Source organism: Enterococcus sp. 7F3_DIV0205 (assembly GCF_002141365.2).
Lineage (GTDB): Bacteria > Bacillota > Bacilli > Lactobacillales > Enterococcaceae > Enterococcus_L > Enterococcus_L palustris.
This window is the reverse complement of the sequence record NZ_CP147244.1, coordinates 67,435-92,456: the sequence shown is the minus strand read 5'-3', so window position 1 is coordinate 92,456 and position 25,022 is coordinate 67,435. Positions and strand designations below refer to the sequence as shown.

19 protein-coding genes are annotated in these 25,022 nt (G+C 36.7%); 1 reads left to right on the top strand and 18 read right to left on the bottom strand.

Annotated features, from left to right (window positions below; all coding sequences use genetic code 11):
- Positions 1–102 precede the first annotated feature (102 nt).
- Entirely contained in the window at positions 103–7,584 is a 7,482-nt protein-coding gene (locus tag A5821_RS00440) for an isopeptide-forming domain-containing fimbrial protein (RefSeq protein ID WP_249921809.1), read from the bottom strand.
- A 1,060-nt stretch (positions 7,585–8,644) separates the two neighbouring features.
- Between A5821_RS00440 and A5821_RS00435 the strand changes: the two genes are divergently transcribed.
- Positions 8,645–8,953: a hypothetical protein gene (locus A5821_RS00435; protein ID WP_086312310.1), complete on the top strand. Its 309-nt coding sequence runs from the start codon at positions 8,645–8,647 to the stop codon at positions 8,951–8,953.
- A 52-nt stretch (positions 8,954–9,005) separates the two neighbouring features.
- Here the strand turns inward: A5821_RS00435 and A5821_RS00430 are convergent, their stop codons facing one another.
- The 17 genes from A5821_RS00430 to leuC form a co-directional block, all read right to left on the bottom strand.
- Complete coding sequence (locus A5821_RS00430) at positions 9,006–9,428, bottom strand: cupin domain-containing protein (RefSeq protein WP_086312309.1); 423 nt, start codon at positions 9,426–9,428, stop codon at positions 9,006–9,008.
- A gap of 376 nt (positions 9,429–9,804) precedes the next feature.
- On the bottom strand, positions 9,805–11,094 hold the full coding sequence (locus A5821_RS00425) for a DNA cytosine methyltransferase (protein ID WP_086312308.1): 1,290 nt from the start codon (positions 11,092–11,094) through the stop codon (positions 9,805–9,807).
- Positions 11,087–13,750: an SNF2-related protein gene (locus tag A5821_RS00420; protein WP_086312307.1), complete on the bottom strand. Its 2,664-nt coding sequence runs from the start codon at positions 13,748–13,750 to the stop codon at positions 11,087–11,089. Before A5821_RS00420 ends, A5821_RS00425 begins: the two co-directional genes overlap by 8 nt.
- Entirely contained in the window at positions 13,747–15,006 is a 1,260-nt protein-coding gene (locus A5821_RS00415; protein WP_086312306.1) for a chromosome partitioning protein ParB, read from the bottom strand. The genes A5821_RS00420 and A5821_RS00415 overlap by 4 nt, the downstream gene beginning before the upstream one ends.
- 316 nt (positions 15,007–15,322) lie before the next feature.
- Complete coding sequence (locus A5821_RS00410) at positions 15,323–15,952, bottom strand: DUF443 family protein (RefSeq protein ID WP_086312305.1); 630 nt, start codon at positions 15,950–15,952, stop codon at positions 15,323–15,325.
- Between the two features lie 5 nt (positions 15,953–15,957).
- Positions 15,958–16,248, bottom strand: coding sequence for a DUF4176 domain-containing protein (locus tag A5821_RS00405; protein ID WP_086312304.1), 291 nt, complete (start codon positions 16,246–16,248; stop codon positions 15,958–15,960).
- On the bottom strand, positions 16,245–16,838 hold the full coding sequence (locus tag A5821_RS00400) for a hypothetical protein (protein ID WP_086312303.1): 594 nt from the start codon (positions 16,836–16,838) through the stop codon (positions 16,245–16,247). The genes A5821_RS00405 and A5821_RS00400 overlap by 4 nt, the downstream gene beginning before the upstream one ends.
- Before the next feature lie 82 nt (positions 16,839–16,920).
- Complete coding sequence (locus A5821_RS00395) at positions 16,921–17,220, bottom strand: DUF4176 domain-containing protein (RefSeq protein ID WP_086312302.1); 300 nt, start codon at positions 17,218–17,220, stop codon at positions 16,921–16,923.
- Complete coding sequence (locus A5821_RS00390; RefSeq protein ID WP_086312301.1) at positions 17,221–17,928, bottom strand: DUF443 family protein; 708 nt, start codon at positions 17,926–17,928, stop codon at positions 17,221–17,223.
- Position 17,929: 1 nt separating this feature from the next.
- Complete coding sequence (locus A5821_RS00385) at positions 17,930–19,342, bottom strand: hypothetical protein (RefSeq protein WP_086312300.1); 1,413 nt, start codon at positions 19,340–19,342, stop codon at positions 17,930–17,932.
- A complete protein-coding gene (locus A5821_RS00380) occupies positions 19,332–19,688 on the bottom strand; it encodes a DUF3958 family protein (RefSeq protein ID WP_086312299.1) in 357 nt (118 codons plus the stop codon). The genes A5821_RS00385 and A5821_RS00380 overlap by 11 nt, the downstream gene beginning before the upstream one ends.
- Before the next feature lie 20 nt (positions 19,689–19,708).
- A complete protein-coding gene (locus tag A5821_RS00375) occupies positions 19,709–19,996 on the bottom strand; it encodes a TIGR04197 family type VII secretion effector (RefSeq protein ID WP_086312298.1) in 288 nt (95 codons plus the stop codon).
- A 239-nt stretch (positions 19,997–20,235) separates the two neighbouring features.
- Entirely contained in the window at positions 20,236–21,504 is a 1,269-nt protein-coding gene (locus tag A5821_RS00370) for a hypothetical protein (protein WP_086312297.1), read from the bottom strand.
- A 188-nt stretch (positions 21,505–21,692) separates the two neighbouring features.
- On the bottom strand, positions 21,693–22,187 hold the full coding sequence (locus A5821_RS00365) for a hypothetical protein (protein ID WP_086312296.1): 495 nt from the start codon (positions 22,185–22,187) through the stop codon (positions 21,693–21,695).
- Positions 22,188–22,208: 21 nt separating this feature from the next.
- A complete protein-coding gene (locus tag A5821_RS00360; protein WP_086312295.1) occupies positions 22,209–22,967 on the bottom strand; it encodes a class I SAM-dependent methyltransferase in 759 nt (252 codons plus the stop codon).
- Between the two features lie 78 nt (positions 22,968–23,045).
- Positions 23,046–23,633, bottom strand: coding sequence for a 3-isopropylmalate dehydratase small subunit (leuD, locus tag A5821_RS00355; protein ID WP_086312294.1), 588 nt, complete (start codon positions 23,631–23,633; stop codon positions 23,046–23,048).
- Positions 23,633–25,009 (bottom strand): 3-isopropylmalate dehydratase large subunit, encoded by a 1,377-nt coding sequence (gene leuC / locus A5821_RS00350; protein ID WP_086312293.1) that lies wholly within the window; start codon positions 25,007–25,009, stop codon positions 23,633–23,635. The genes leuD and leuC overlap by 1 nt, the downstream gene beginning before the upstream one ends.
- Positions 25,010–25,022 lie beyond the last annotated feature (13 nt).

Below are 25,022 nucleotides of genomic sequence, written 5' to 3'. Positions count from 1 at the left end.
AGTACATGAAATTTGAATAATCGTTGAGTCGTAACGTACTTCGTTTTTCAGTTTCCTTCTCTCTTGAAGTTGAAAATTTCAAGTCTACAACGTTACCTTTATTTATTGACTATTTTTTCTTTTTTGCTCCATATTTACTAATAATGTCGCAGCAATCATAGCTATCCCTATAAACATAATAGCATTCAATACTGCTTCTCCTGCTTTTGGAAAATCTGGTTTTCCAGGAACGTCTCCTTCAGGAACCACAGGTACTTCAGGTTCATCTGGTGGATTGGTATGATCATCGACTTTTGCTTTGTTGATAATCGTTCTTCCTGCGATTGCTTCTTGATTGATTTTGACTTTAAAGATGATAGATCGTGTTTTTGTATCACTGATTTTTGGATATTCCGCAGTGACTTTTCCGTCTTTTACAGTGATGTTCGTTGGTTTGGGGTCGTCCCCTTCACTTCTTAGACTGTTTTCCACATAAGTAACGCCTTTTGGTAGATTGTCGGTCACAGTGACTTGGTTTAATACTCCATTTTCTACTGTATTACGGAAACTGATGCGGTATTCGATTTCTTCACCGATTTTCACCGTTTTTTTATTAACCGTTTTGCTGCTTTCTAGTTTTCCTGCTGGCTCTTTTGGAATAACTGGTACTTCAGGTTCGTCAGGTGGCGTTGTGTGATCATCTATTTTCGCTTTGTTGATGATCGTTTCCCCGGCAATTACCTCTTTATTGACTTTGACTTTAAAGACAATAGATCGGATTTTTGTATCACTGATTTTTTCGTACTCAGCGGTTATTTTGCCATCTTTTACAGTTAAATTTGTTGGTTTTGGATCGTCCCCTTCACTGACCAAACTGCCTTCCACATAGGTCAAGCCTTTTGGTAGGTTATCGGTCACAGTAACTCGATTTAGTATGCCACTCGCAATTTTATTACGAAATGTGATACGGTACTCGATTTCATCGCCGATTTTTGGTGCTTGATTGTTCACCGATTTTGTGACTTCTAATTGTCCTGGCGTTTCGACTGGCGTCACAGGTACCTCAGGTTCATCGGGCGGATTTGTGTGATCGTCGATTTTCGCTTTATTGACAATAGGTTGTCCAACTTTAGCTTCTTTGTTGACTTTGACTTTGAACACGATAGAACGAGTTTTTGTATCGCTTATTTTTCCGTACTCTGCGTTGATTTTTCCATCTGTCACCGTTAAGTTTGTCGGTTTTGGATCATCTCCTTCACTGGTTAAACTACCTTCTACATATGTTAAGCCCTTTGGCAGATCGTCAGTGATTGTGACTTGGTTTAAAATACCGTTTGTCACCTTGTTTCGGAATGTGATACGGTATTCGATTTCGTCGCCAATTTTTGGTGCTTGGTTATTGACTGATTTCGTACTTTCTAATTCACCCGGTGTTTCTACAGGTGTCACTGGAACTTCGGGTTCATCAGGCGGATTCGTATGATCATCGATTTTCGCTTTATTGACGATAGATTCTCCGACTTTGGCTTCTTCATTGACTTTGACTTTGAACACGATAGAACGCGTTTTTGTGTCGCTGATTTTGCCGTACTCTGCAGTGATTTTGCCATCTGTCACCGTTAAGTTTGTCGGTTTTGGATCTTCTCCTTCACTGGTTAAACTGCCTTCTACATACGTTAAGCCTTTTGGCAGATCGTCAGTGATTGTGACTTGGTTTAAGACACCATTGGTTACTTTATTTCGGAATGTGATTCGATACTCGATTTCGTCGCCGATTTTTGGTGCTTGGTTATCAACTGATTTCGTACTTTCTAATTCTCCAGGTGTTTCCGCTGGTGTCACTGGAACTTCGGGTTCATCGGGCGGATTTGTGTGATCGTCTATTTTCGCTTTATTGACGATAGTTTCTCCGACTTTGGCTTCTTCGTTGACTTTGACTTTGAACACGATGGAACGCGTTTTTGTGTCGCTGATTTTCCCGTACTCTGCAGTGATTTTACCATCTGTCTCCGTTAAGCTTGTCGGCTGTGGATCGTCTCCCTCACTAGACAAACTTCCTTCCACATAGGTCAATCCTTTTGGCAGGGCATCCGTTACCGTCACTTGGTTTAGAACGCCGTTAGTTACTTTGTTACGGAATGTGATACGATATTCGATTTCGTCGCCAATTTTTGGTGCTTGGTTATTGACTGATTTCGTACTTTCTAATTCACCCGGTGTTTCTACAGGTGTCACTGGGACTTCGGGTTCATCTGGCGGATTCGTGTGATCGTCTATTTTTGCTTTATTGACAATGGTTTCTCCGACTTTAGCTTCTTCGTTGACTTTGACTTTGAATACAATAGAACGGGTTTTTGTGTCGCTGATTTTTCCGTATTCAGCGCTTATTTTCCCATCTGTCACCGTTAAGCTTGTCGGCTGTGGATCGTCTCCTTCACTAGACAAACTTCCTTCGACATAGGTCAACCCTTTTGGCAAAGCATCCGTTACTGTCACTTGATTTAGGATGCCATTAGTCACTTTGTTTCGGAAGGTGATTCGATACTCGATTTCGTCACCGATTTTTGGTGCTTGATCATTCACCGATTTCGTGACTTCTAATTGTCCCGGTGTTTCAACTGGCACAACGGGAATTTCTGGCTCATCTGGTGGATTTACATGATCATCGATCGTGATTTTATTGACGATTTTTTGTCCAACGACCGCTTCTTCATTGACTTTGACTTTAAAGACGACCGTTCGGATTTTGGTATCTTGAATTCTTGGATATTCAGCAATGACCTTACCATTTGTCATCGTTAGACTTGTTGGTTGCGGGTCATCTCCTTCACTTGCTAGGCTTCCTTCCACATAGGTCATGCCTTTTGGTAAATTATCGGTTACAGTGACCTGATTCAAGACACCATTTGTAATTTTATTACGGAAAGATAAACGGTACTCCACTTCCTCTCCGATTTTTGGCGACTGATTATTGACTGTTTTTGTACTTTCTAGTTCACCTGGTGTTTCTACAGGTGTGATTGGAACTTCAGGTTCATCAGGCGGATTTGTGTGATCATCGATTTTCGCTTTGTTGACGATGGTTTCTCCGACTTTAGCTTCTTCATTGACCTTTACTTTGAACACAACGGATCGAACGGTCGTATCATCGATTGTTGGATATTCGGCAGTCATTTTGCCATTTTCCATGAGTAAGCTCGTTGGTTTTGGCTCAGCACCTTCACTGGTCAAACTACCTTCGACATACGTCAATCCTACTGGCAATGTATCGGTCACCGTCACTTGATCAATTACACCATTGGTTACTTTATTACGGAAACTAATACGATATTCGATTTCATCCCCAATTTTTGGTGCTTGATGATTGACTGATTTGGTTACTTCTAATTGTCCTGGTGTTATAACTGGTGTCACTGGGACTTCCGGTTCATCGGGCGGATTTGTATGATCATCGATTTTCGCTTTATTAATGATTGGTTGATCAGCAACTGCTTCTGTATTTACCGTTACTTTGAAAACGATGGTTCTTATTTTTGTATCTGTAATTTTGGGGTATTCGGCGACTAATTGCCCATTTTCCATCGTTAAGCTTGTCGGCTGCGGATCATCGCCTTCACTGGTTAAGCTACCTTCGACATACGTCAGTCCTTTCGGCAAGGTATCCGTCACAGTCACTTGAGTTAAAACACCATTTTGGATTTTATTACGGAAGCTAATCCGGTATTCAATTTCATCTCCGATTTGTGGTGACTGGTGATTCACTGATTTGGTACTTTCAAGTTCACCTGGTGTTTCAACAGGTGTGATTGGGACCTCAGGCTCATCGGGCGGATTCGTATGATCGTCGATTTTGGCTTTATTGACAATTGCTTCACCAACTTTTGCTTCTGCGTTGACTTTGACTTTAAAGACGATGGAACGTATTTTTGTATCCTTGATCGTTCCATATTCCGCAGTCATTTTACCATTTTCCATGTTTAAGCTTGTTGGTTTAGGATCATCTCCTTCACTTGCCAAGCTCCCCTCTACATAGGTGACCCCTTTTGGTAAAGTATCTGTAATCGTCACTTGTTTTAAGACACCGTTTGTTATTTTGTTACGGAAGGTGATGCGGTATTCAACTTCGTCGCCGATTTTCGGTGATTGATCATTGACTGATTTCGTAACATCTAATTGCCCTGGTGTTTCTACTGGCGTGATTGGTATTTCAGGTTCATCGGGCGGGTTCGTATGATCATCAATGGTAATTTTATTCACGATTTTTTGACCCACGATTGCTTCTTCATTGACTTTAACTTTAAACACAACTGTTCGGATTTTCGTATCTTGGATTTTCGGATATTCTGCGATCACTTTTCCATCCGTCATGGTCAAACTCGTTGGTTTTGGCTCATCCCCTTCGGTCGTCAAGCTTCCTTCGACATAGGTTAACCCTTTTGGTAAATTATCAGTCACTGTTACTTGCTTCAATATACCGTTCGTGATTTTATTACGGAAAGAGAGTCGATATTCAACGATATCACCGATTTTGGGTGATTGGTTATTGACTGATTTTGTGCTTTCTAATTCACCTGGTGTTTCTACAGGCGTGACTGGGACCTCGGGTTCATCAGGCGGATTCGTGTGATCATCGATTGTCGCTTTATTGACGATGGTTTCGCCGATTTTGGCTTCTTCGTTGACTTTGACTTTGAAAATAATTGATCGAATTTTTGTGTCGCTGATCTTTTGGTATTCCGCCGTTATTTTCCCGCCTGTCGCAGTTAAACTTGTCGGCTGCGGATCATCGCCTTCACTGGTTAAGCTGCCTTCTACGTATGTTAAACCTTTCGGTAGTTGGTCGGTCACGGTCACTTGAGTTAACACACCGTTTTGGATTTTATTGCGAAAATTAATGCGGTATTCGATTTCGTCACCAATTTTTGGTGACTGATGATTGACCGATTTTGTACTTTCTAATTCGCCAGGTGTTTCCACTGGTGTGATGGGTACTTCGGGTTCATCAGGCGGATTCGTATGGTCATCGATCGTCGCTTTATTGACGATTGGCTGTCCCGCTACAGCTTCTTCATTAACACGAACTTTAAAGGAAATTGTACGTGTTTCGGTATCAGCGATTTTAGGATATTCCGCTTTTACCTGTCCATTCACAACGGTTAAGCTTGTGGGTTTCGGGTCTTGTCCGCTACTTGTAATACTGTTTTCGATATAAGTTAGGCCTTTTGGTAAATTATCGGTCACTGTTACTTGGTTCAAAACACCGTTTGGTATTGTGTTTTTAAATTGAATCGTATAGGTTAATTCGTCACCGATTTTTGGTGATTGATTGTTGACTGTTTTTGTACTTTCAAGTTGTCCTGCAAGTTCTTCTTGCGCAATTTTCACTTCTACAACATTTGATTGATTATTGATGATCGTATTTGTTGCAGTATCTTGTCCTTGAATCGTTGCACTATTTGGAATTAGTTGATCCGCAACGGCCGTATTATTGATTTTTGCTTGAAATTGATAGACAGTTTCTGCGGTCGTTCCTTTGTAGCTACCGCCTTGAGTCCCGTTGGCTCCTTCACCAACACGGAATGTCATCGTACGGTTAGCGGCCGTATATTCTCCTTGGTCATCTCCAACTGCGTCAGTTTTAACTCCTGCATTTGGTCCGCTGACAATGGATAATGATCCTGGAACATAATCTAGGCGGCTATCTAGCACATCTTTCGATACGGTGTTAACCGCTTCTGAGTTTGCTTTGGTATTCTTTAAATGAACGCGATATGTTACGGTGTCTCCAACCTTATATGTCTCTTTGGGATTCATGATTTCTTTGGAGATTTCTAATTCAGGTGTTTCAGCGTTGATAGAAAATCCAATCGCATTGGTTGAATAGTCATCCCCTGAACTCGTTGTTCTAAAAGAAATTTGCTGCTGCCCATTGGTAATGATTCCTTCTGGTAAGGACAAACGATCGACATCAATATCTAAAAAGTTTGGATAGCCTGGTTTAAATTGTCCTGGATATTTATCGACCATATGTTGGTCATTATCTGAAACCGTTCCATTCATCGCATTTTCAGCAGGATTGATCGTATTACTGATATTGACCCAAGTACCTGCTTTATTTTTGATTTGGGCATTGTCACCAGTAAAATATTTATCTCCTTGAACAGTAAACCAAGTGATGATAGGTTCTAGTTTTCCTTGTTTGGACGTTATAAAGTCTTTCATGGCAAACTCATTGTTCGTGCCTGCTTTATTTCCTCTAGCGCCGTAATAGACGTTAAACGCACGAGACTTTTTGGCTTGGTCTTTTGTTACCACAAATAAACTCCAACCACTGAAGTTATAGTATTGATATTTTTTATTCAAATCCTTGGTCATCGGGATATCGGCTAAGGTATACCCACCAGTTCCACTCTTATCTCCTTGAATAATAGCTGTAACATCAGCAAAATTAGAAAAACCTGTATTGTTATAACCAAAATATTGACCGGGGTCATTATCATTTTGATCAATCCGGTGATAACGTTGCGGCGCCACTCGGGTAGAGGTTCCATTTGGCGTCGTAAACTTAACAGGCGCACTGATTTCTTCATCGCTTAGATTATCGTAAAAGCCCGGTCCTTTATAACGAGAAGCACTCCAAAATAATCCTGCCCACGCAATTTCAGAAGAACCATCTAGATCTATATAGGCTCGACTTGAGTTATAAGTTGTCGGATCTCCATCTACATCGGCAAATTCTAGTGCAAAATTGTTGATGGCATAGCCGCTGCTTGGTGTTTTAGCATTTAAAAAGGTTTGCGCTGCTGCGGTGCTCTCATCTAAAATTTTTAAATTGGTATTTCCTGTTGAAAAAAGTTCCCCTTTATGGATACTTTTATAGATTGGTTGGTCAAAACCTCGACCTGGCGTTGGTGCAATTCTTGGTCCAATCGCTTGAATAGTTGGTGTTTCTTGGTTGGTATCTTCGGAGGTCGTTATGGTTTCTTCTTTAGGTGTAGCAGTTGTTGACTCTTCTGATTGGGATTCTGCTATTTCTGTGTCAGTTTCTTTTTCTTGTAAAGATGTACTGCTCGCTTCTTGTTCGATTTTCGGCAGTGTTAGGGTGATGTCCCCTACTTTTTCATCTGCCTGATTTATTTCAACAGCAAACTGATGAATTGATTTGTCTGTTTGCTCGGCACTGATTGTCAGATGTTTCGTGGTTTGAGGTTGGATCGTGGTGATGATTAGTTCGGTCCCCTCATCTTGGTTTTCTTTTTGGTCAAACTGGATTGTTTGGTCGTCGGGCGCCACCAGTTGGTCTTCGCTTTTTAAGGTTGCTGCGTCGAATTTTACTGGTGAGTCCTTTGGGTTCTTTTGTTTTAGGACGACCTGCTCGATTGGTTGATCGCTTTTGTTGGTTACTTCGTAGTTTACGTCAACTAATTTATTGTTGGTTTCATTTTTCTTGGTGTCTGCTTTGACGTATAAGGATTCTGAGTCGAAGATGTTCTCTTCTGGTTTGGTCAGTCCTTCTGCAAACACACTGGCGACGGGTAACAAGTTGGCGATCACCAACATCAAAACGGCTAAATAGTTCAGGGAAATTTTGTACACTTTATTCATTTATATCTTACCTCCTATCTTTTTACTATAGTATGGCTAAATAAATAATTCAAAGATATCGGGTTGAAAAATTAGTTTTTTCTCATAGCTGGAGTTCAGGCTTTTTTCAGATGCATTTGGCTGGATTTTGGTTGGGAAGGAAAAAGTTTTTTTGTTATTTTATCTTATATATAAGGGAGCTGTTTTGGGTGTTATTTAATGGGTGGAAATGCCGAATTTCGTTGCGGTGGGTGGTGTCTTTCGGTATAATAAATGGTGTAGGATAGAAATAAGGATCGTTGATCGATTCAAGACATATAAATAAAAATTGGCACTTCAATCGTTCGGCGGCAACCTTACGATCGAAGCCTTGTTAAGACGCCCAAAGCTGTCCAAACAAGTTGCCAATAGTGCTAGCAACTTGTACTAGCTTCTTTATTGTACCTAAAATGGTTTGAGATTTCTAGGAAATCTTTGCTTTTTTCGGTGATGATTGGTTGTTATGTATATGGGATTAGACTATTGTCGACGGTATTGGGCATCTGCTCAATGCCGTTTTTTCTGTCCTACGAGTACTTTTGAAGGGAGGAACGTTTTAAGAATCGATGAAAAACTGGATAAAACAAAAAGGCACTTCACCATTTGGCGGCAACCGAATGATGAAGCCTTGAATAGACACCCAAAGCATGTCTACACAAGTTGCCAATTTGCTAGCACCGAAGCACTAGCTTCTTTATTGTACCTAATTTTCTTTTGGAATTCTAGTTGGTTTTGTTAATTTCTTGGGATTAAGGGTGGTTTAGGGGTGAATTGTGGGGTTGGTTTGGCTGATTGATGACGGTATTGACAGGTTCGGTATCGTTTTTTGTTTTACTCTGGGAGAAGGCGTTATGAATACAGCAAGGCTTTGAAAGTCGTTTGTAACGCTGGGTGGTTTGGTTTGCCTCGTCAATGTGCATATAGAAAAAGCCACTGAATCCAGAAATTCAGTGGAAAACTGGCGGGAGAAGTTGGGTTGGGGCTTGGGTTTCGTTTGGCGCTTATCGGCTTTTCTCTGCCTTATTTAAAGGAGATCAGGAGAATGGATAAACAAGGACAGAATTTAAAGGCAGTTACGTATCATGATATTATTGAGTTGCGGGATTTTATGGAGAAGATGGCTTCTTGGCAGGAGCCTTTGGCGATTTTGGATCATTTTTTTCAGTTTCGGTCTGGGCCGATCAATAAGAAACGGATTGTGAAGGAGTATTATGCGCGGGCGCAGATGTTTCATGCTTTTTATGAGGATTATAATCGGTTGATTGCGTTGGGGGATGAATTGGTGATGGAGATGGTTAGGGCTGAGAAGGTTGAGACTGGGTTTGAGGTTAGGAAAAAGGATTTGGAATAGATTGCGTATTTTATAAAAGAGGATGGAAATGATCCATCCTCTGAATGTTGCGTTATTCCTTATTTAAAATGGTTGCTACTTCGCTGTCGCTATATTCTTTTTTATCATTTTTTATTATTTCTCGATTATCCATTCCTTGAGGGACAAATCTGAATACGGTAAATGTTGCTTCGATATTTTGAAGATTTAGGATTCTGTGTAGACTGCTATTCATGCGAATTACATCACCTTTTTGACAATCTTTATGAGATTTTTTACCGTCTGCTATTGTTTCAACTCTGATCTGTCCATCGGTTATTACTAGTATTTCTTCAATGCTTTGGTGGGTGTGCCATCCTTGGCTTGTATTTGCTGGTACTGAATTTAGATGGATTTCGAATTCGGGAAAGATGTAGTAATTTACGTTTGTTCCGTCTTCTTTTTTAGCGAAAATGGATTCGTTTTTTGTCATTATTTCTATGAGGTTGTTTAGCATTATGATTCATTCCTTTCAGTGAGAATAATTTGAATCTGTCTTTGATTTTAGTTTGTTTGCAATATGTGTATCCTCTCCTTGAATTAGTATTTATTATAAACAAGCTATTGAGAATTTCTATCCACGATTATCTATTTTTGAAATATTTTTAGCAATGAACTATCTTTGTCATTTAAATAGTAATTTGATTCAAAACTTATCATTCTATAATAAACTACTTTCATAAGACAACCTTTTAGTAACTGACAAAATAACAAAATTTAAACTCAGTGAAAGATGAGCCTATACAAATTGTAAAACACATAAAATAAACAGAAATTGCAATAGTCGCAAATTCTGTTTATTTAGCCATGAACAATTGTCATTTTTATCTACATCAATGCTTTATTACTTCCAATTTACTGCTGTTGATATATTTTTTACGGTGTTCCTTTTTTGCCAATTTTTCAATTTCTATTCCTATAACTTTAACTAAATCAACAACTAGTGCATTCCCCATCATAAAATATCTATTTGAAGGAGTAATATTTTTCTCTAAAGTCCAACCAATTGGAAAAGTGTTAATTTGTTCTGCTTCTTCTGGTGATATAAGACGAAGTAGACCGTTCCCTGGATCTTTTATCACATGACTCATTCTCGACACAGTATGCTCCGATGTAACCATGGTTCTTGCTGGCTTGTTCAATGGGTCAGGAAAAGCAATTGCCCCCATTCCGTATGGATATTTATGACCCGATTTTGAAATTTTAATTGTTTTGAAACCATCTTTTAATTCTTTAAATTTATTTTCTTTTTCAGGTGTTAGATATAACGTTTCATCAGTTTCATTTGGCTTAATTATGCTTTCTAATGTTTTTGGTTTTACTATATAGGGCTGATAGTCAGCCATATATATATGTCCATCAATCATAAATCCCGTTTTTTTGAACGCTTTTTCCACTGAAAAATTATCCGAAAAATCGATTAAACTATTATATTTTGTTAAATCCACTTCACTAATTTCTCCAATAGAAATATTTTTTAACGAACTCGATAAAGGAGGCATTGATTTGATAAATTCAGCAATATTCTCTTCACCTAACTGCGCTATGTTTTTCACATACTTTTTAAAATTTGTATCTTTTCTAAATGCAAATATAAATGTCCGTCGCCTTCTTTGTGGGAAACCATAATCAGCTGCATTGATCATTTTCCAAGTTACACCATATCCCAAATCAGAGAACGTTCGTAAAATCATACCAAAGTCTCGACCTGGTTGTACACTATTTATTCCTGGAGAAGTAAGTAAACGGTCAACATTTTCTAAAAAAACAAACTGTGGCCATTTTGCTTCGATTACATCTTTAATATCCCACCAAAGCACTCCCTTTTTTCCAAAAATCCCCTTTGCTCCAGTTGAAGCAACAGAATAATCTTGACATGGAAAACCACCAACCAACATATCCATATACGGAATATTAGTTTTATTTATCAAAGAAATATCTTCATTGACAACGTTCGTTTCTGGAAAATTCTTTTTATATATATTAAAAGCGAACTGATTTTTACGAGATGGTTCAAATTGATCTGCCCAAATCACTTCAAAATGAGAACTTGCACGTGATAGCCCCAGATGGAATCCACCGACCCCGGCAAACATTTCCGCTACTCTAATTTTTTTATCCATTTACCCTAATTCTTTTCCTTTCCTCATCGATAATTTTAATTGCATCCACTATCTCATCTTCACTATATTCAATGGATAATGTATTATCGTCAACCGCATCATACATAATTTGCTCTTTATCTTTAAGTCTTCTGTATATTTTTTCATCTATATAGCCTGGACGACCACTTGTAACAGGTTCACTTTCTGTTTGTAAATAATAATATCGTGTATGGTCATTTTCCTCTAACCCCAATCGATGAATGCGGTCCCTTGATTGTAACATATATGTTAAGTTAAAATCATACTCAAAGTACACCGCATCATGGACAGATTGATGTAATGAAATGGATTCTCCAAGTGTTTGTGGATTAGATACCAAAACCTGCACGTCACCATCTCTAAATTCATCGATTAGTTTAACTCGCTCGTCTTTCGGTGTGCTGCCATAAACTAAATTAACAGATAGATTCTTTTTTTTAAGAGTATCTTTGATTTTGATAATAGTATCAACAAAAATCCCCCAAACTAACACTTTTTTTCCTTCGGAAACAAGATTTTCCACTAGCTCAATGCCTGACGTAAATTTTGGCGATACAATAGATTGAACATCTAAATTTTGGTATTGATTCTGTTTAGTAACGATTTTATCTCCACCTAATAAATCAAAAAAACTACTACTAGTAATGCCTGATATCCTTTCAGATTTACTTTCATCATCATTAAATGACATTAATTCATCATAATCAATCGCATAATTCAACAAAGTTGGATTAGTCGATGCTTGAATTAAACGAATCAATTTTGCTAAACTAGACGATTCATTATAATAAATGGCTTCTGCTAACTCAATTTGTTCTAAACTAGGATTAACACTAATTATAATATCTTCATCAGCTTTTGGAACTTTTAAATCTTTTTTATTAGTTCTCCAAAAGAAAGGATGAAGCGATTTATTGATTTCTTCTATTTTTCTCACTTTTGGATTATTTAGTTCATCTACATCCCAACCAAAGAAACCACTATACTCATTACCGTATAAAATATGCAACAAATTATAAATATCGCTGTATTTATTTGGAATTGGCGTCCCTGTTAATACATATCTAAATTTAGGAATTTGGGATATTTCAAGTGCATATTGTGCACGTTGCCCATTAGGATTTTTAATTCGATGTACCTCATCAAACACCAACATTGTATTCTCGTCAATTACACTTTTTAGCTGGTTCATAACTCCGGGTAGCGATTCGTAATTAACTAGTATTAAATTACTAACTCCCCAATCAGTTTTTAGTAATTCTTTGAAATATTTATTTTGAGCATCTATAAAACTAAGTGTTTTTTTATCTCCAAAAACTATTTTAAATTCTCTTTTCCATGAATCAAAAGCATTGATTGGACAGATAACAAGAATACGATCTATTTTCTCATTTTTAGGTGTATTAGCTCTATTTAAATAAGCAAAAACACCTAATAACATTGCAGTTTTTCCAGCTCCTGGAACAGAAAAATTAGCAGCTCGCATCATCTCATATTCATAGTAAGCAGCTCGTAAATGTAAATCACGTAAAGGACGACTGACCTCTTGTTGGACAATCATAGAAAAATTTTCAAAAGTAACTTTTTTGGATTCTGGAAATTTTTCTAAGTCATTCTTATAAACTTCACCTAAAATCTTATATTGCTCAATCGAATATTTATTTCGTGTAATAAATTCTTCAACAGCTTTAGAAATTGTGACTCGGATGCCTTTTCTTCGTGCACGTTTTTTAGTAACATCGATAATTCGTTGCAAATCTTTGTAGGTCACACCATTACGAATTGTAGAATTATCTTCTTCAAAAAAAATTGTTAAGTCGCTCCCAACTTTTAACTTACGATCTTTTCGTATCAACTCTTGAATACTATTATCGATTCTTATTATACGATTATCAAATAATCGAAAATTAATAGTATCATCATCAATTAAATCCAATTTGTCATCTTGCTCTTCGACAAAGTTAGTAATAGTAGCCAATTGCTGATAAGGTGCAAATTCTTCATAGGCTAATTCAGAAGCTTCCACTACTGTAACACCATATTCTTTATTATTCCAAAGACGCATAAATCTTTCTTGGCTTTCTAGAATACGAGACTGCACGTTATTACTATTATCCCATGAAACATCCACACTTATCGATTCATAATTTTCACTAATACCATTTTTTGTTTCATTTGCTGAACCATTAAAAAATACTACCTCATTATCACTATATATCAGCCCAAACTTATCATGAAAAACTCCTTGCTGTACTAGCGCTACTTTTACTCGTGCACGACTATTTGCTATCATAAATGCTAAATTTCCCAATTGTTGCTGGGTCTTGGTACTTAACTTATCGTTTTGTTCGGATATTTTAAGTGGCTTCAACTCTTCTCTAAGACTATAACCTGCTTGAATACGGTCATAATCTTCTTTTGAAATCTCTTTTGAAATAATAAATTGGACTTCCCCACCATTTTTGGCAAGTTCTTCTAGGCCTTCTGCGTATAAATCAACACCTGCACTACTAAAATATCCCGATACACGCTGATAAAGATTCGCCTGAGTCAATAATTTAACATAAAAATCATCTACCAAACTATCTGTGTACTGAGATTTCAATTTATTTTTAACGTCTGATGAAAAACTCATTTACTCATCCCCTGGTTTAGTTTAAACAATATATCACGGATTTCACTTAATACTTCTTTTGCTTCAAAAAATTCATCTTTCGTTAACTCTTTGAAGTCACTAGCATTAAGCTCCTGTAAATTATCTCGAATATCGTTTAGTTCCATTAATGCTTCTTTTCTTTCAGAATCTTTCACACCTTTATATACCAAACGTTTAATTGATGACTGAATATCCGTTACAGTTTTTTCCAATTCAGGCGAAGATTTGGTTACTTGCTTTAAATCATTACTACTCTTTATTGGTTTTTCAGAAAAAGCATCAATAATATCATCGACTTTATCATCGACGGCATCTAGGAAATATTGCTTAACTTCGTCATTTTTCAAAATATGAGTTTTGACATCGCGCATTATACGTGTCACATCGGCATTCCCCTCTGTTGATTTTACAACCGCAAGATGGGTTAAAACCGCATCAGTAATTGATTCTTTCTCTCTATCTTTTAACTTATTAATTGTCCCTTCTATTTCTTCAATAGGACCATCTAATTTTAGTTCTCTTGCTAAATAAAATTTATCAACTGAATTTCCACCCGGTGAAACTATTTCTACAAACCTAAGAATTAGTTTTGCTAAACGAATATCGCGGTTGATACCTTTCGTATTGCCAGCGCCAGAGGCTTTTTTATATTCTTCAACTGTCATCAATTTTTCAACTTTAATGGTATTATAAACATCAAAAATACGATCAATTGGATCATAGTTAACACGTTCTTCTCGCCCAAGCTGCAAATCTAATTCTAATTCTTTTATTTTTTTCTCGTCATTTCCAGAATTAGCATCTAACGGTAAAATAACAGCTTCGAATGTTTTAGGAATATTATCTTGGGTTTGATACATTCGTAGAGCGGTAAATCTACGATTTCCGTCAATAACACGACCGTCAGGCAATACTACACCCGGTTCCTGCTGAGTTCTTTCTTTTATTGATTGGAGGGTTTCCTCTAATGCTCTAGAATTAGAATCATAAATGAATTTTTCAAAAATTTTGTTGTATTCAGAATTACCAGGTTCAGGTTGTAGTTGTCCATTTTCCGCTTGATATTGTTTATATACTGTATTAATTCGGCCATTTTTATCATTATAGTACAAATACTCTAATGGAATTTTATATACTTCCCAAGAGTTAGAAACTTGTCCAGGAACCGTTAATTTCTTTACTTGTCCAGTCTTCTCTAATTGATTTGCTGCAACTTTTTCTAGTAGATTGATCATAGTTATCCACCTTTCAAACTTTTGATTTCTTCATAAAACACTTTTAAATGACATTCGATTTGAAATTTTTATGTTTCTTATCGACTTAATGTTATTATTGTATCTAATACGTTATTTATGCCATCATAACTATACTTTCCAATTAACACTGCAGTTTTTTTCTCGTTACGCTGTTCAGTTTTATCAAACCCAATCCCTTTTATTGTTCTTTTACTTTAGTTTTGGAGAAGTCCAATCGTTGGTATCCTGTATAGAGTAAAAGTTAACAACCATGAAGTTATTGATTATTCTTAATACATTTAGCTTTTCTAACACCCTAGTCTTTTATACGAAAACGACTACCATAAGGAAATAAACAACTCCTATTCATAAATATAAAAATAAGCACACCTAAAATAAAAACTAAAATTAAATCAAACAGATAAAAAATCGTTATATAGATTATCCCAGCAGCAATCAAAAGGATCAAAATCAATCGAATAATACTGTTCTTCTTGTAATATGTAGTAATGCTCCCTTTATCAATCTCAATTATCACATTGCAACCTGTTTCAGATAATCTTTTTCTAAGTTTATACTTATTATAGAACATAACGATAGATCTAAAAATCAACAAACAGCCAAACGTTATCAGTAAATAAATTGCACGTTTATCTACTTCAGAAGTAACATCAAGCTCCTGAAAAAAAATAGTCGATAGTTTATAAACTGGCCTTCCAACAAACATTGAAATAACAACACTAGTCATAATGTTATATTCTTTTGGACCATTGGACACTAGTTTACTAAACTCTCCTTTATCTATCTCAACTGCTCTAAAAGGGAAGAACCAAACAAAAGTAGGGAGAAAATAAGCAAGAATATTGCTATCCATATCTATTAAGTAATAGTTTGTATCTAGTTCAGCTAGTTTGTATCTTTTATTTGTAGATTCATAAACTTTCATTATATCTACAAAATTGTAAGCCTAGGATATTTTATATCAGGCAAAGCTTCTTCAATTTTTTTCTGAAAAGCTTCTTCTTGCTCTGATTTAAAACCTTCAAAAAGGACTTCTTCAATATCTTCATGGTTAAAAAAGAAACTTTCCTGATCTTTCACCCCTTCTGGATATAAACAAGCAAGATATTCGAAATACCCTATATTTCCCTCGTTATTATACAAAGGAAATCTAGATGTTAGCATTAAAAGATGTGTTCCTTTTTTTAGTTTTACAACACTGCCTAGCGGTAAAAGTTTCATAAATTTATTTCTCCTTTATTATCATATAAGATCGATTTTTTGTTTTTTTCAATATATCTATACGCCTTTATTCTCTTTAGCGGTGAGACAACTCCTATAAAAAAAGCAAAAAGCGTTGTGAAAAAGAATGATGCAAATAACAATAACAACGAATAAGTTTTAAAATAGATTGGAAGCAAACAGATCAACAACATAGCAAAGAGAAAAATAATAAGAAAGAAATTATTTTGTGATTGCTTCTTCCCTTTAACAAGATAACTTGTTAGCTCCTCTTCATCAATGTTAGTTAAGTATTCTAATTTATTTTTATCACTATTAGCAATTTTATTCACTAATATATTAAATATAATTCCACCTAAGATACCGATAATTAGAATTAAAGTTACTAAGGTGATAGGAGCCAATGAAGCTTTAAAAAGAATGTTGCCAAATAAGGAATAGATAACCACTCCTAAAAATCCAGAAATCAACGTTGACTTATATGAAGTCATCCCAATTTCAACAACAACTAATTTCTTAGTCAATGTATCTAAAAATATACTCTTACTCCCTGCTTCACTATTGTAAATAGTAATGTATCGTTTCCACATTGTAGCTTTCTCACCTGCTATCTATATAATAAAGATTAGTTATTGACTTTATTATTGTTACACTAACTTGCCCCCCAAAGCGCTATAATGGTTTATCCACTTTGCCTTTTTTTACTTCTGCTGTATTACTTTGTTTCCATTCTTGATAAAGCTCTTGGAAGCGTGACTCGTCTTCATCCGTAAATCCTTCAAATAATACTTTATCTATATTTTCTTGATTAAAATATAAAACCTGATCCTGAACTAAACCTATAGGATACACGCAACCTGAATAATCGAACATCTTCGTTTCATTATCGATAACAACCAAAGGTCCTCTGTTCAAGATCATGATCTTTTTTGTTCCTTCTTTTAAATAAATAACACTTCCGATGGGTAACATTTATTTCTCCTTAATTTCACGTATTTTATATTTATCATTACTCAATGCTAAATTGTTCGTTAATAGAAAAAATAGCAACAATAAAGTGAAACTTAATGATATGATCCAATATCCCTCAGATATTACAAGAAAGAATCCTGCCGTTATAACCAATAATGCAAGAAAAAAATACACTACAATATTTTTTATAACGATGGAGATCGTAGCAGGAATAATCTTAATTTTAGTAAAAGGTAGATTTTTATATTGTATTTTGTTGACTATTCCTCTTTTGGATCGCTGAGCTAAAAATATTCTAATTATTATCGCTGGAAATGATGCTAAAATCAGTAATAATAAACTATGCATAGTTGATGGAATTATTGTAACTGAGTCACCAAATTGATGAATCTGGCTATATTTAATAGTAGAATTCCTATAAAATGTATTAACTAAATTAGGTAGTATTATATTAAAACCTAAAATTATCAAAGATAGCCAAATTAAGCTCATTTTATTATTGTTTTTAATGTCAACATGACGTACCAATAAATCATCGGCATCTCGCTCGTCTAGAATATAAGCTTTCTGTGGCACTAACCAACTTAATCCAAAAAAGACATATCCAAACCATGGAGAATCAGCATCAATTAAATACTGCTTAGAATCCGAGCATATCACTCTATATCTATTATTTTTATAAGGTGCCTTTAAATTGCTATTCTTCATCTTACCACGCCCAATTCATTGGATTGATTGCATCACCTAGATCATTTATTGCTTCCCCTACATCATCCAATTTCTCTTTTGCATAGTCAAAGCCATCATTGATTTTTTCGCCAGCCCAATCTAAACCATCATCTATTTTGTTTCCTACCCAATCTAGTTTATCTTGAACACCTAAGATGTTATTTTGGTAAATATAATCTAAACCAACAGATACAACTGTACCAACCGCTATTCCACCTAGAACAGCCCAGCCTCCTGGGTTTGTCAATAATAAACCAACACCTGCAGTCCCAGCCCAGCCTGCTGTAAATCCAACTCCAGCGGAAACAACGTTATGTGAAAGTGCTTGGCCAAATGTCTTACCATTATTAGAAATATCATTGTACATTCCTAAACCAAAACCAGCTGCCATAAACCCATAGCCTAGAGCTTTACCAGCAGTAGTAATATTTTTCCCGTATTTCAAAATCTGAGTTCCAATACCGTTTGGGTTTACCATGATAAAAGAATTAGAAGCATTCGGACCCATTATGCCTTCTAGAACGTTAATCAAACCAGCAAATCTTGAAATTCCCATACCTAATTGTTCAATAAAATTAGATAACGCATCATTTCTAATATCAGAGATGATATCGTCTTTATTTTCTTTCAAATATACTTGTAGCTCTTTTGGAACTTCGGCATCTGGATTCTTTTTGGCAAACTCTAAGATAGTTTCCCAATCACTTGAAGTAATATCAGGTATTTTCCCCATGATTTTTTTCATTTTAGTTTCTAAATATTGCTTCGAAACTTTTCCTGCCCAATCCAAATCTTTCCCTTTCGGAACCGAAAACGTCCCAGTCGCAGGGTTAAAACCACTATTCGCCTGCTGCAACCCTTGCGATAACGTCGAATAAAAACTATTCACCCCATCAAAAATAGCAGGTGACGTCCCATTAAACGTCATTAATTTCTCTAACTTCTTCTCTAAATCCCGCTTAGTCGTCTCTAACGATTCAATAATCCGCCGATTCGCTTGTTCCAATGGATTCGTTCCAGTCGGAAGCTTTGGCACCCCTCGATTAATACTCTCCATATTCAGAATCGACGTATTGATCTGCTGGATTCGTCTTTCTAAGTCATCTGACTTTAAATCAATACTATCAACCTCAGATGTATATTGATCCACAAATTTTTGACAAGCTTCTGCTGTCATGTCTGCACCCACTTCGGCACCTTGAACTAAAGGTTGGATCACAGCCGCAAAGAATTCTTTGGCAGAGTCATAGCCTTTACTTGATAATTCGCTTGCTCCCATAAACTGTTGATTGCTTTGCATCAACGACGTATAGCCTTGTGCTAATTGGCTGCACGCACTTTTCACACTAGACGCTTGGCTTCTCGCTTGACCGAGGTACATATCAATACTCATGCTGTTCCGACCTTTCTTCTTTTGTTTTTATTTCTTGCCAATGTAGGTCTTCTTGTTGATCTTCTAACGCTCTTGTTTGTTTTGTTAGTTCTTGCTGTTGTTCTTCTAAAAAGTCTTGAACGCCTCGGCTTTGCCAGTTGATTTGTTCGACCATATCTTGATACAGCATATCTGTCTGGCTTTGGGCAAATTCTTCTTGTAATTCATTGAATAATTGCTTTTGATAGAAAAAATATTCTTCGTAATGTTCTTCCGTTTTACTGATGTTGCGTTTTAAGTCTTCGAGTTTTTCTTGTTCACGTTCGAGTTGGATTTTTTGTTGTTTGATTTCTTCAAGGGTGGACATCATTTATTCCTCCTTTCAGTTTAAGGAAGCATTTGATTATACTGCATTTGAGCAATTCGTTGATCGACTGCTTCGAATTCGGCTGCCACTGACCGAATATTATTACTTGCTTGGGTAATGGCTTGGACAAGTGAGGTGTTGAAGGTCGTTAATTGTGTAATTGCTTGTTGCGCATTGTTATTACCTGCAACGGTTGTTTGGGTATCTTTTGTGATCGTTGTCCCTTGATTTAGAGAGCTCACCGATGATGCTATAGATGTAGCAACAGCTTGTGCTACTGCGGAATTACTATTTATATCTTTTGGCATAGCTTATCCTCCTATGGTTAATCGTTACTAAGATTGTATAATAGTATATATATTTAATTGTAATTCTTAAACAACTCAATGTAAATATATAATTTTCAAATGTGTCATATGATTAATTAAAAGAAATTTATAACATACACGAAACAACCTAATCTAAGTCCTATTTTTAGTTTTTTAAGTCATACAAAAAACAGATAGCCTAGAAAATGTCCATTTTCCAAACTACCTGTTTCGTTAATTTACTTCTGTACTCTTATCAAATCTAGCACATCTCTTGGATTCCCTACATCAACATTCACTGTGCGTACATTATCCAAAATATCCTGAGTCAATGCTCTCACTTTTTCTGGATCATTGGCAACTTCTGCGCCGATTTGCCAATGACTTGGTACTGGATATACGTTGATCGTTCCATTCCGGTTACTTGTGTAAACGATTTGTCCCTCAGCGCTATAGCCACCGTATAGTATAATAACATCCGTCGGATACGTGACACTCCCTTTGTCATATTGATCGAGCGGTGTTCCTGCAGCTATTGTTTTTGCATTTAGTTCTGACGGTTTCACACCAATCAAGGTCAGCCACACTCGAGCATATTCAATCTGATCGTCTGAGTAACCAAGTAATAGTTTATCGTCTCCTGTCGCTTGCTCTTTTGCTTTATCTGCCTCTGCTTTGGCTTGTTCTATAGCCTTATTGACTTCTTGTTCAGCAACTTGTTTTTGCTGAGTTAAAGCATTGATCTGACCTTGAGTATCGATCATAGCTTTCATTAAAATCAATTTTGCAGTAAACGTTGTTTTCAGTTCTTCGTTTTTAACTTTTTCGATTTCTTTATTTAAGGTATTATAATCGCTTTGTTGGACTGTTTCTTTTGGTATATTTCCGTCAAAGGATTCGTTGAGTAACTTTTTGATTTTCTCTTCTTGATCCACTTGTTCTGTAGCATTTTGAAGGATAGAATCGATGGCTTCTTTCCATTTCCCTTTTAGGTCTTTTTTTTCTGAGAGTGTATCCTTGACTTCGGTAATTTTTCCTTTCGTCAAGTCTAGCGTAATCGGTAATTCTTTTTTTATGTGGTCACCTTTGATTGCAAGTTCTTTTGAGCTGAATAACTCATTTGTTTCTGTTTGTATCTCTAATTTCGTATTTGCCAATGCAACTTTTTTCTGTAGATTTTGAATAGTCGTTTCTGCTGTATTCGTATTTATCTTGTTTTCATACTCGCGTTTGAGTTTTTCAATTTCAGTTTGTTTCTTTAACAGTTTTTCTTTGGTTTCTTTGATCGTTACGGGTTTGATTTCTTTACTTAGAAATTCTTGTTTTTCATCAAAAAGTGCTGCAACTTCTTCATAAAGAGTACCAGCTTTCGTTGTTTCTTTTTCTATAGCTGCTACCTCATTTTGTGCCGTGGTAATTTTTGCTTGCTTTTGGAATATGATGCCCCCGATGGCGAGAGCTACAAGTGCTAGCGCTCCAATAGAAATCCCCAAAACTTTTTTCTTCATTTCTTCCCCACTCCTGTTCGTTAATAGAAATAACTTATTATTTTTTACTCCCCATAGATAGTTTAGCATATTTATCTATTCTGTCATTTTAAATTCGAAAAAAAGTATAGTTAATAAAAAATAAGAATCATCCATTAAAGGCTAACTCTTATTTTTTGCTATTTATTAGATGAACTCTTACTTGAAGCTTACTCTACATCTTCTTCAAACGTTATTTTTCCGCTTTTTACCTTATTCACCGCACTAAACATTTTTGCTGGAAACATTCTTTTGATGTCTTCTTCATAAAACGAACCATTTCCAGGTTCTTCATATTGAATGACTGTGTAACCATTGTTTTGTTTTTCAAGCGTATAAACTACAGGAAAATTTGAGCCATAAACATCTTGTCCAGCTCTATCAATCCCTGAAACTGTTTGGTTAAGGTAAACAGTTATTTTTTCTTCATTAACTTCCTGTCCATAAAAATCTAAAGTCAATTTGATTTTTTTTACCTCTGGACTAGCTTCTACTGTTTCAGAATTAAAATAGGTTTCTGCTTTCATATAATTGAAGATTGTTTCGCCATATTTTTTTCGTTCTGATTTACTAACGGGGTCAGCGCGATCATCCTTCTTTAGTAGTATTGATCCAATTACGACTAGAACAATACATACAACTGCCACTCCAACTTTCTTTTTCATTTTCTTATCTCCTTATCCTACTCATAACCCCCTATATCGCTTCACAGCTTTCATCCTTAATCTCCTATAATCAGCCTCCCACTGGCTCTCTTTCCACAATTTCCCCTTCAAATCTCGCTCCATATGTTCAAGAACCGTCTCTTTCTCCCCGCCCGTCAACTCACCCAATTCATCAGCATAAAACTGCTCCATCCACTCTCTCAAACCACATTCCCCACCTTTAAGTGGTGTTGGTCGATCGTATTCCATCATCTCCACAACTTCAAAATGATTCTTTTCAAGCAAATTCCGATAATCTGAAACCGACGTAAAACAAAATGGCTCTTCAAAAGGAAACCCCAACGCATTTAACTCCTTCCCAAAAGCTTCTCTAATCGCCTGAACATTCCCCACTGCACCAAACTCACAAATCAACTGACCATTCGCCGTTAAATGTTCACTAATATTTTTCAATAACCGATCTTGATTCGGTATCCAATGAAAAACAGCATTTGAAAATGCTACGTCATACGTCTCAATTTGATCAGTAGGATTTAAGATATCTTCCAGAAAAAAATTCAAATCAGGATAACTCTCTTTTGCTTGATTAATCATATCCAATGATTGATCGATCCCAGTTACCTTATGCCCAAGTTCTGCAATTTGCTTCGTCAACGCTCCCGTTCCACAGCCAATATCCAACACTTTTTTCGGCTCTTTGGGCAATAGTTCCAATAATCCAGCTCCATATTTAAAAATAAAATCATGTGTCGTATTATATTTTTTAACATCCCATTCCATTACATGCACTCTCCTAACGATGTAATAAAAAGAAGCTACACCGAAATTTATTCATCGATGTAGCATTCTTACTATTTCTTATTGCCAATAAGCTGGAACCTTCGCTTCATAAGCCGCAATTTCATCATCATGGGTCAAACTGATGGCAATATCATCCAACCCGTTTACCAACTTATGTTTCCAAGTGCTGTCGATTTCAAAAGAATACGAACCATTTGGCGTAATAACTTCTTGCTTAGGCAAATCGATCGTAATCGTTTCATCTGCCCCAAGTCCTGCTAATGCATCCAATTCTTCATGCGTCAATACAATCGGCAGTAACCCATTTTTTGTCGCATTCATATAGAAAATATCACTAAAACTCCCTGCAATAACGGCTCTAAATCCATAATCATCCAACGCCCAAGCCGCATGTTCTCTTGATGATCCTGAACCAAAGTTATCACCTGAAATCAAAATCGTCGCGTCTTTATATTGTGGTTCATTTAATGTAAAGTCTGGATTTGGTGTACGATCTGGCAAGTAACGCCATTCATCAAATAAGAACTCACCAAAACCTGTTTTTTCGATTCGTTTTAGAAATGATTTTGGAATGATCTGATCAGTATCGATATTATCGTTCATTAGTGGAACCGTTGTTCCTGTATGTTGTGTAAATGCCTCCATTATGCCCCAAGCTCCTCTCTAATGTCTCTAAATGTTCCTTCAATTGCAGCGGTTGCCGCCATCGCTGGGCTGCAAAGGTGCGTTCTTGCGCCTTTGCCTTGTCGTCCTTCAAAGTTTCGGTTAGATGTCGAGGCACAGTGAACGCCCGCTGGTACTTGGTCTGGGTTCATTCCTAGACACATAGAACAACCTGGTTCACGCCATTCAAAACCCGCTTCGGTGAAGATTTTATCCAAACCAATTTTTTCAGCCGCTTTTCGAACCGGTCTTGAACCTGGCACTACGATTGCCGTAATGCCTTCTTTAACTTTTTTGCCTTTTACGATGCGCGCTGCTTCTTCCAAATCAGATAGGCGACCATTTGTACAAGAGCCAATAAAGACATAGCCGATTTCGATATCGGATGGACGTTGTCCCGGTTTTAGATCCATGTAGTTATAGGCACGCTCGTCATTCATATCTTTGATTTCGGGGAAAGTACCTGTGATTGGGATACCCATTTCCGGATTAGTGCCCCACGTTACAAACGGCACCAATTCGTCGGCGTTTAGTTCTAAGTTAGTATCATAAACGGCGTCTGGATCACTTGGTAGTTTTTTCCAATCTGCGATTGCCGCGTCCATATCTTTCGGTGCATATTCTCTGCCACGCACATATTCAAAGGTTTTTTCATCCGGCGCCATCATCCCCATTTTTGCGCCGCCTTCGATCGCCATATTACAGATAGTCATGCGTTCTTCCATTGTTAGGTTTTCGATCGTTTCACCGTAAAATTCAACTGCATGTCCCACACCAAAATCAACACCGTATTTTGCGATCAACGCTAGGATAATGTCTTTGGCATACACACCTTTTGCTAGTTTACCAGTAATTTTGACACCCATCGATTTTGGTTTATTTTGCCAAATACATTGAGTTGCAAAAACATGTTCCACTTCACTTGTCCCGATACCAAAAGCTAAGGCTCCAAATGCGCCATGAGTTGCCGTATGAGAATCGCCACAAACGATGATTTTTCCTGGTTGAGTTAAACCTGTTTCAGGTCCTACCATATGCACGATTCCTTGACGGTCACTCCCGTTATCGCAAAGGGTTACACCAAATTCTTCACAGTTTTTTTGCAAGGCTTCGATTTGTTTTTTGGCCACCAAATCGGTGATATTAAAGATATCCTTTGTTGGAACATTATGATCCATCGTACCAAAAGTTCTATCTGGACGACGGACTTTTCTTCCTGCTTCTCTTAGGCCTTCAAACGCTTGTGGTGAGGTTACTTCATGAATCAGATGAAGATTGACGTAGAGTAATTGCGGTTCTCCAGCAACTCCTGATACTACATGTTGTTCCCATAGTTTATCAAATAGTGTTTTTCCCATGTTTAGTCACATC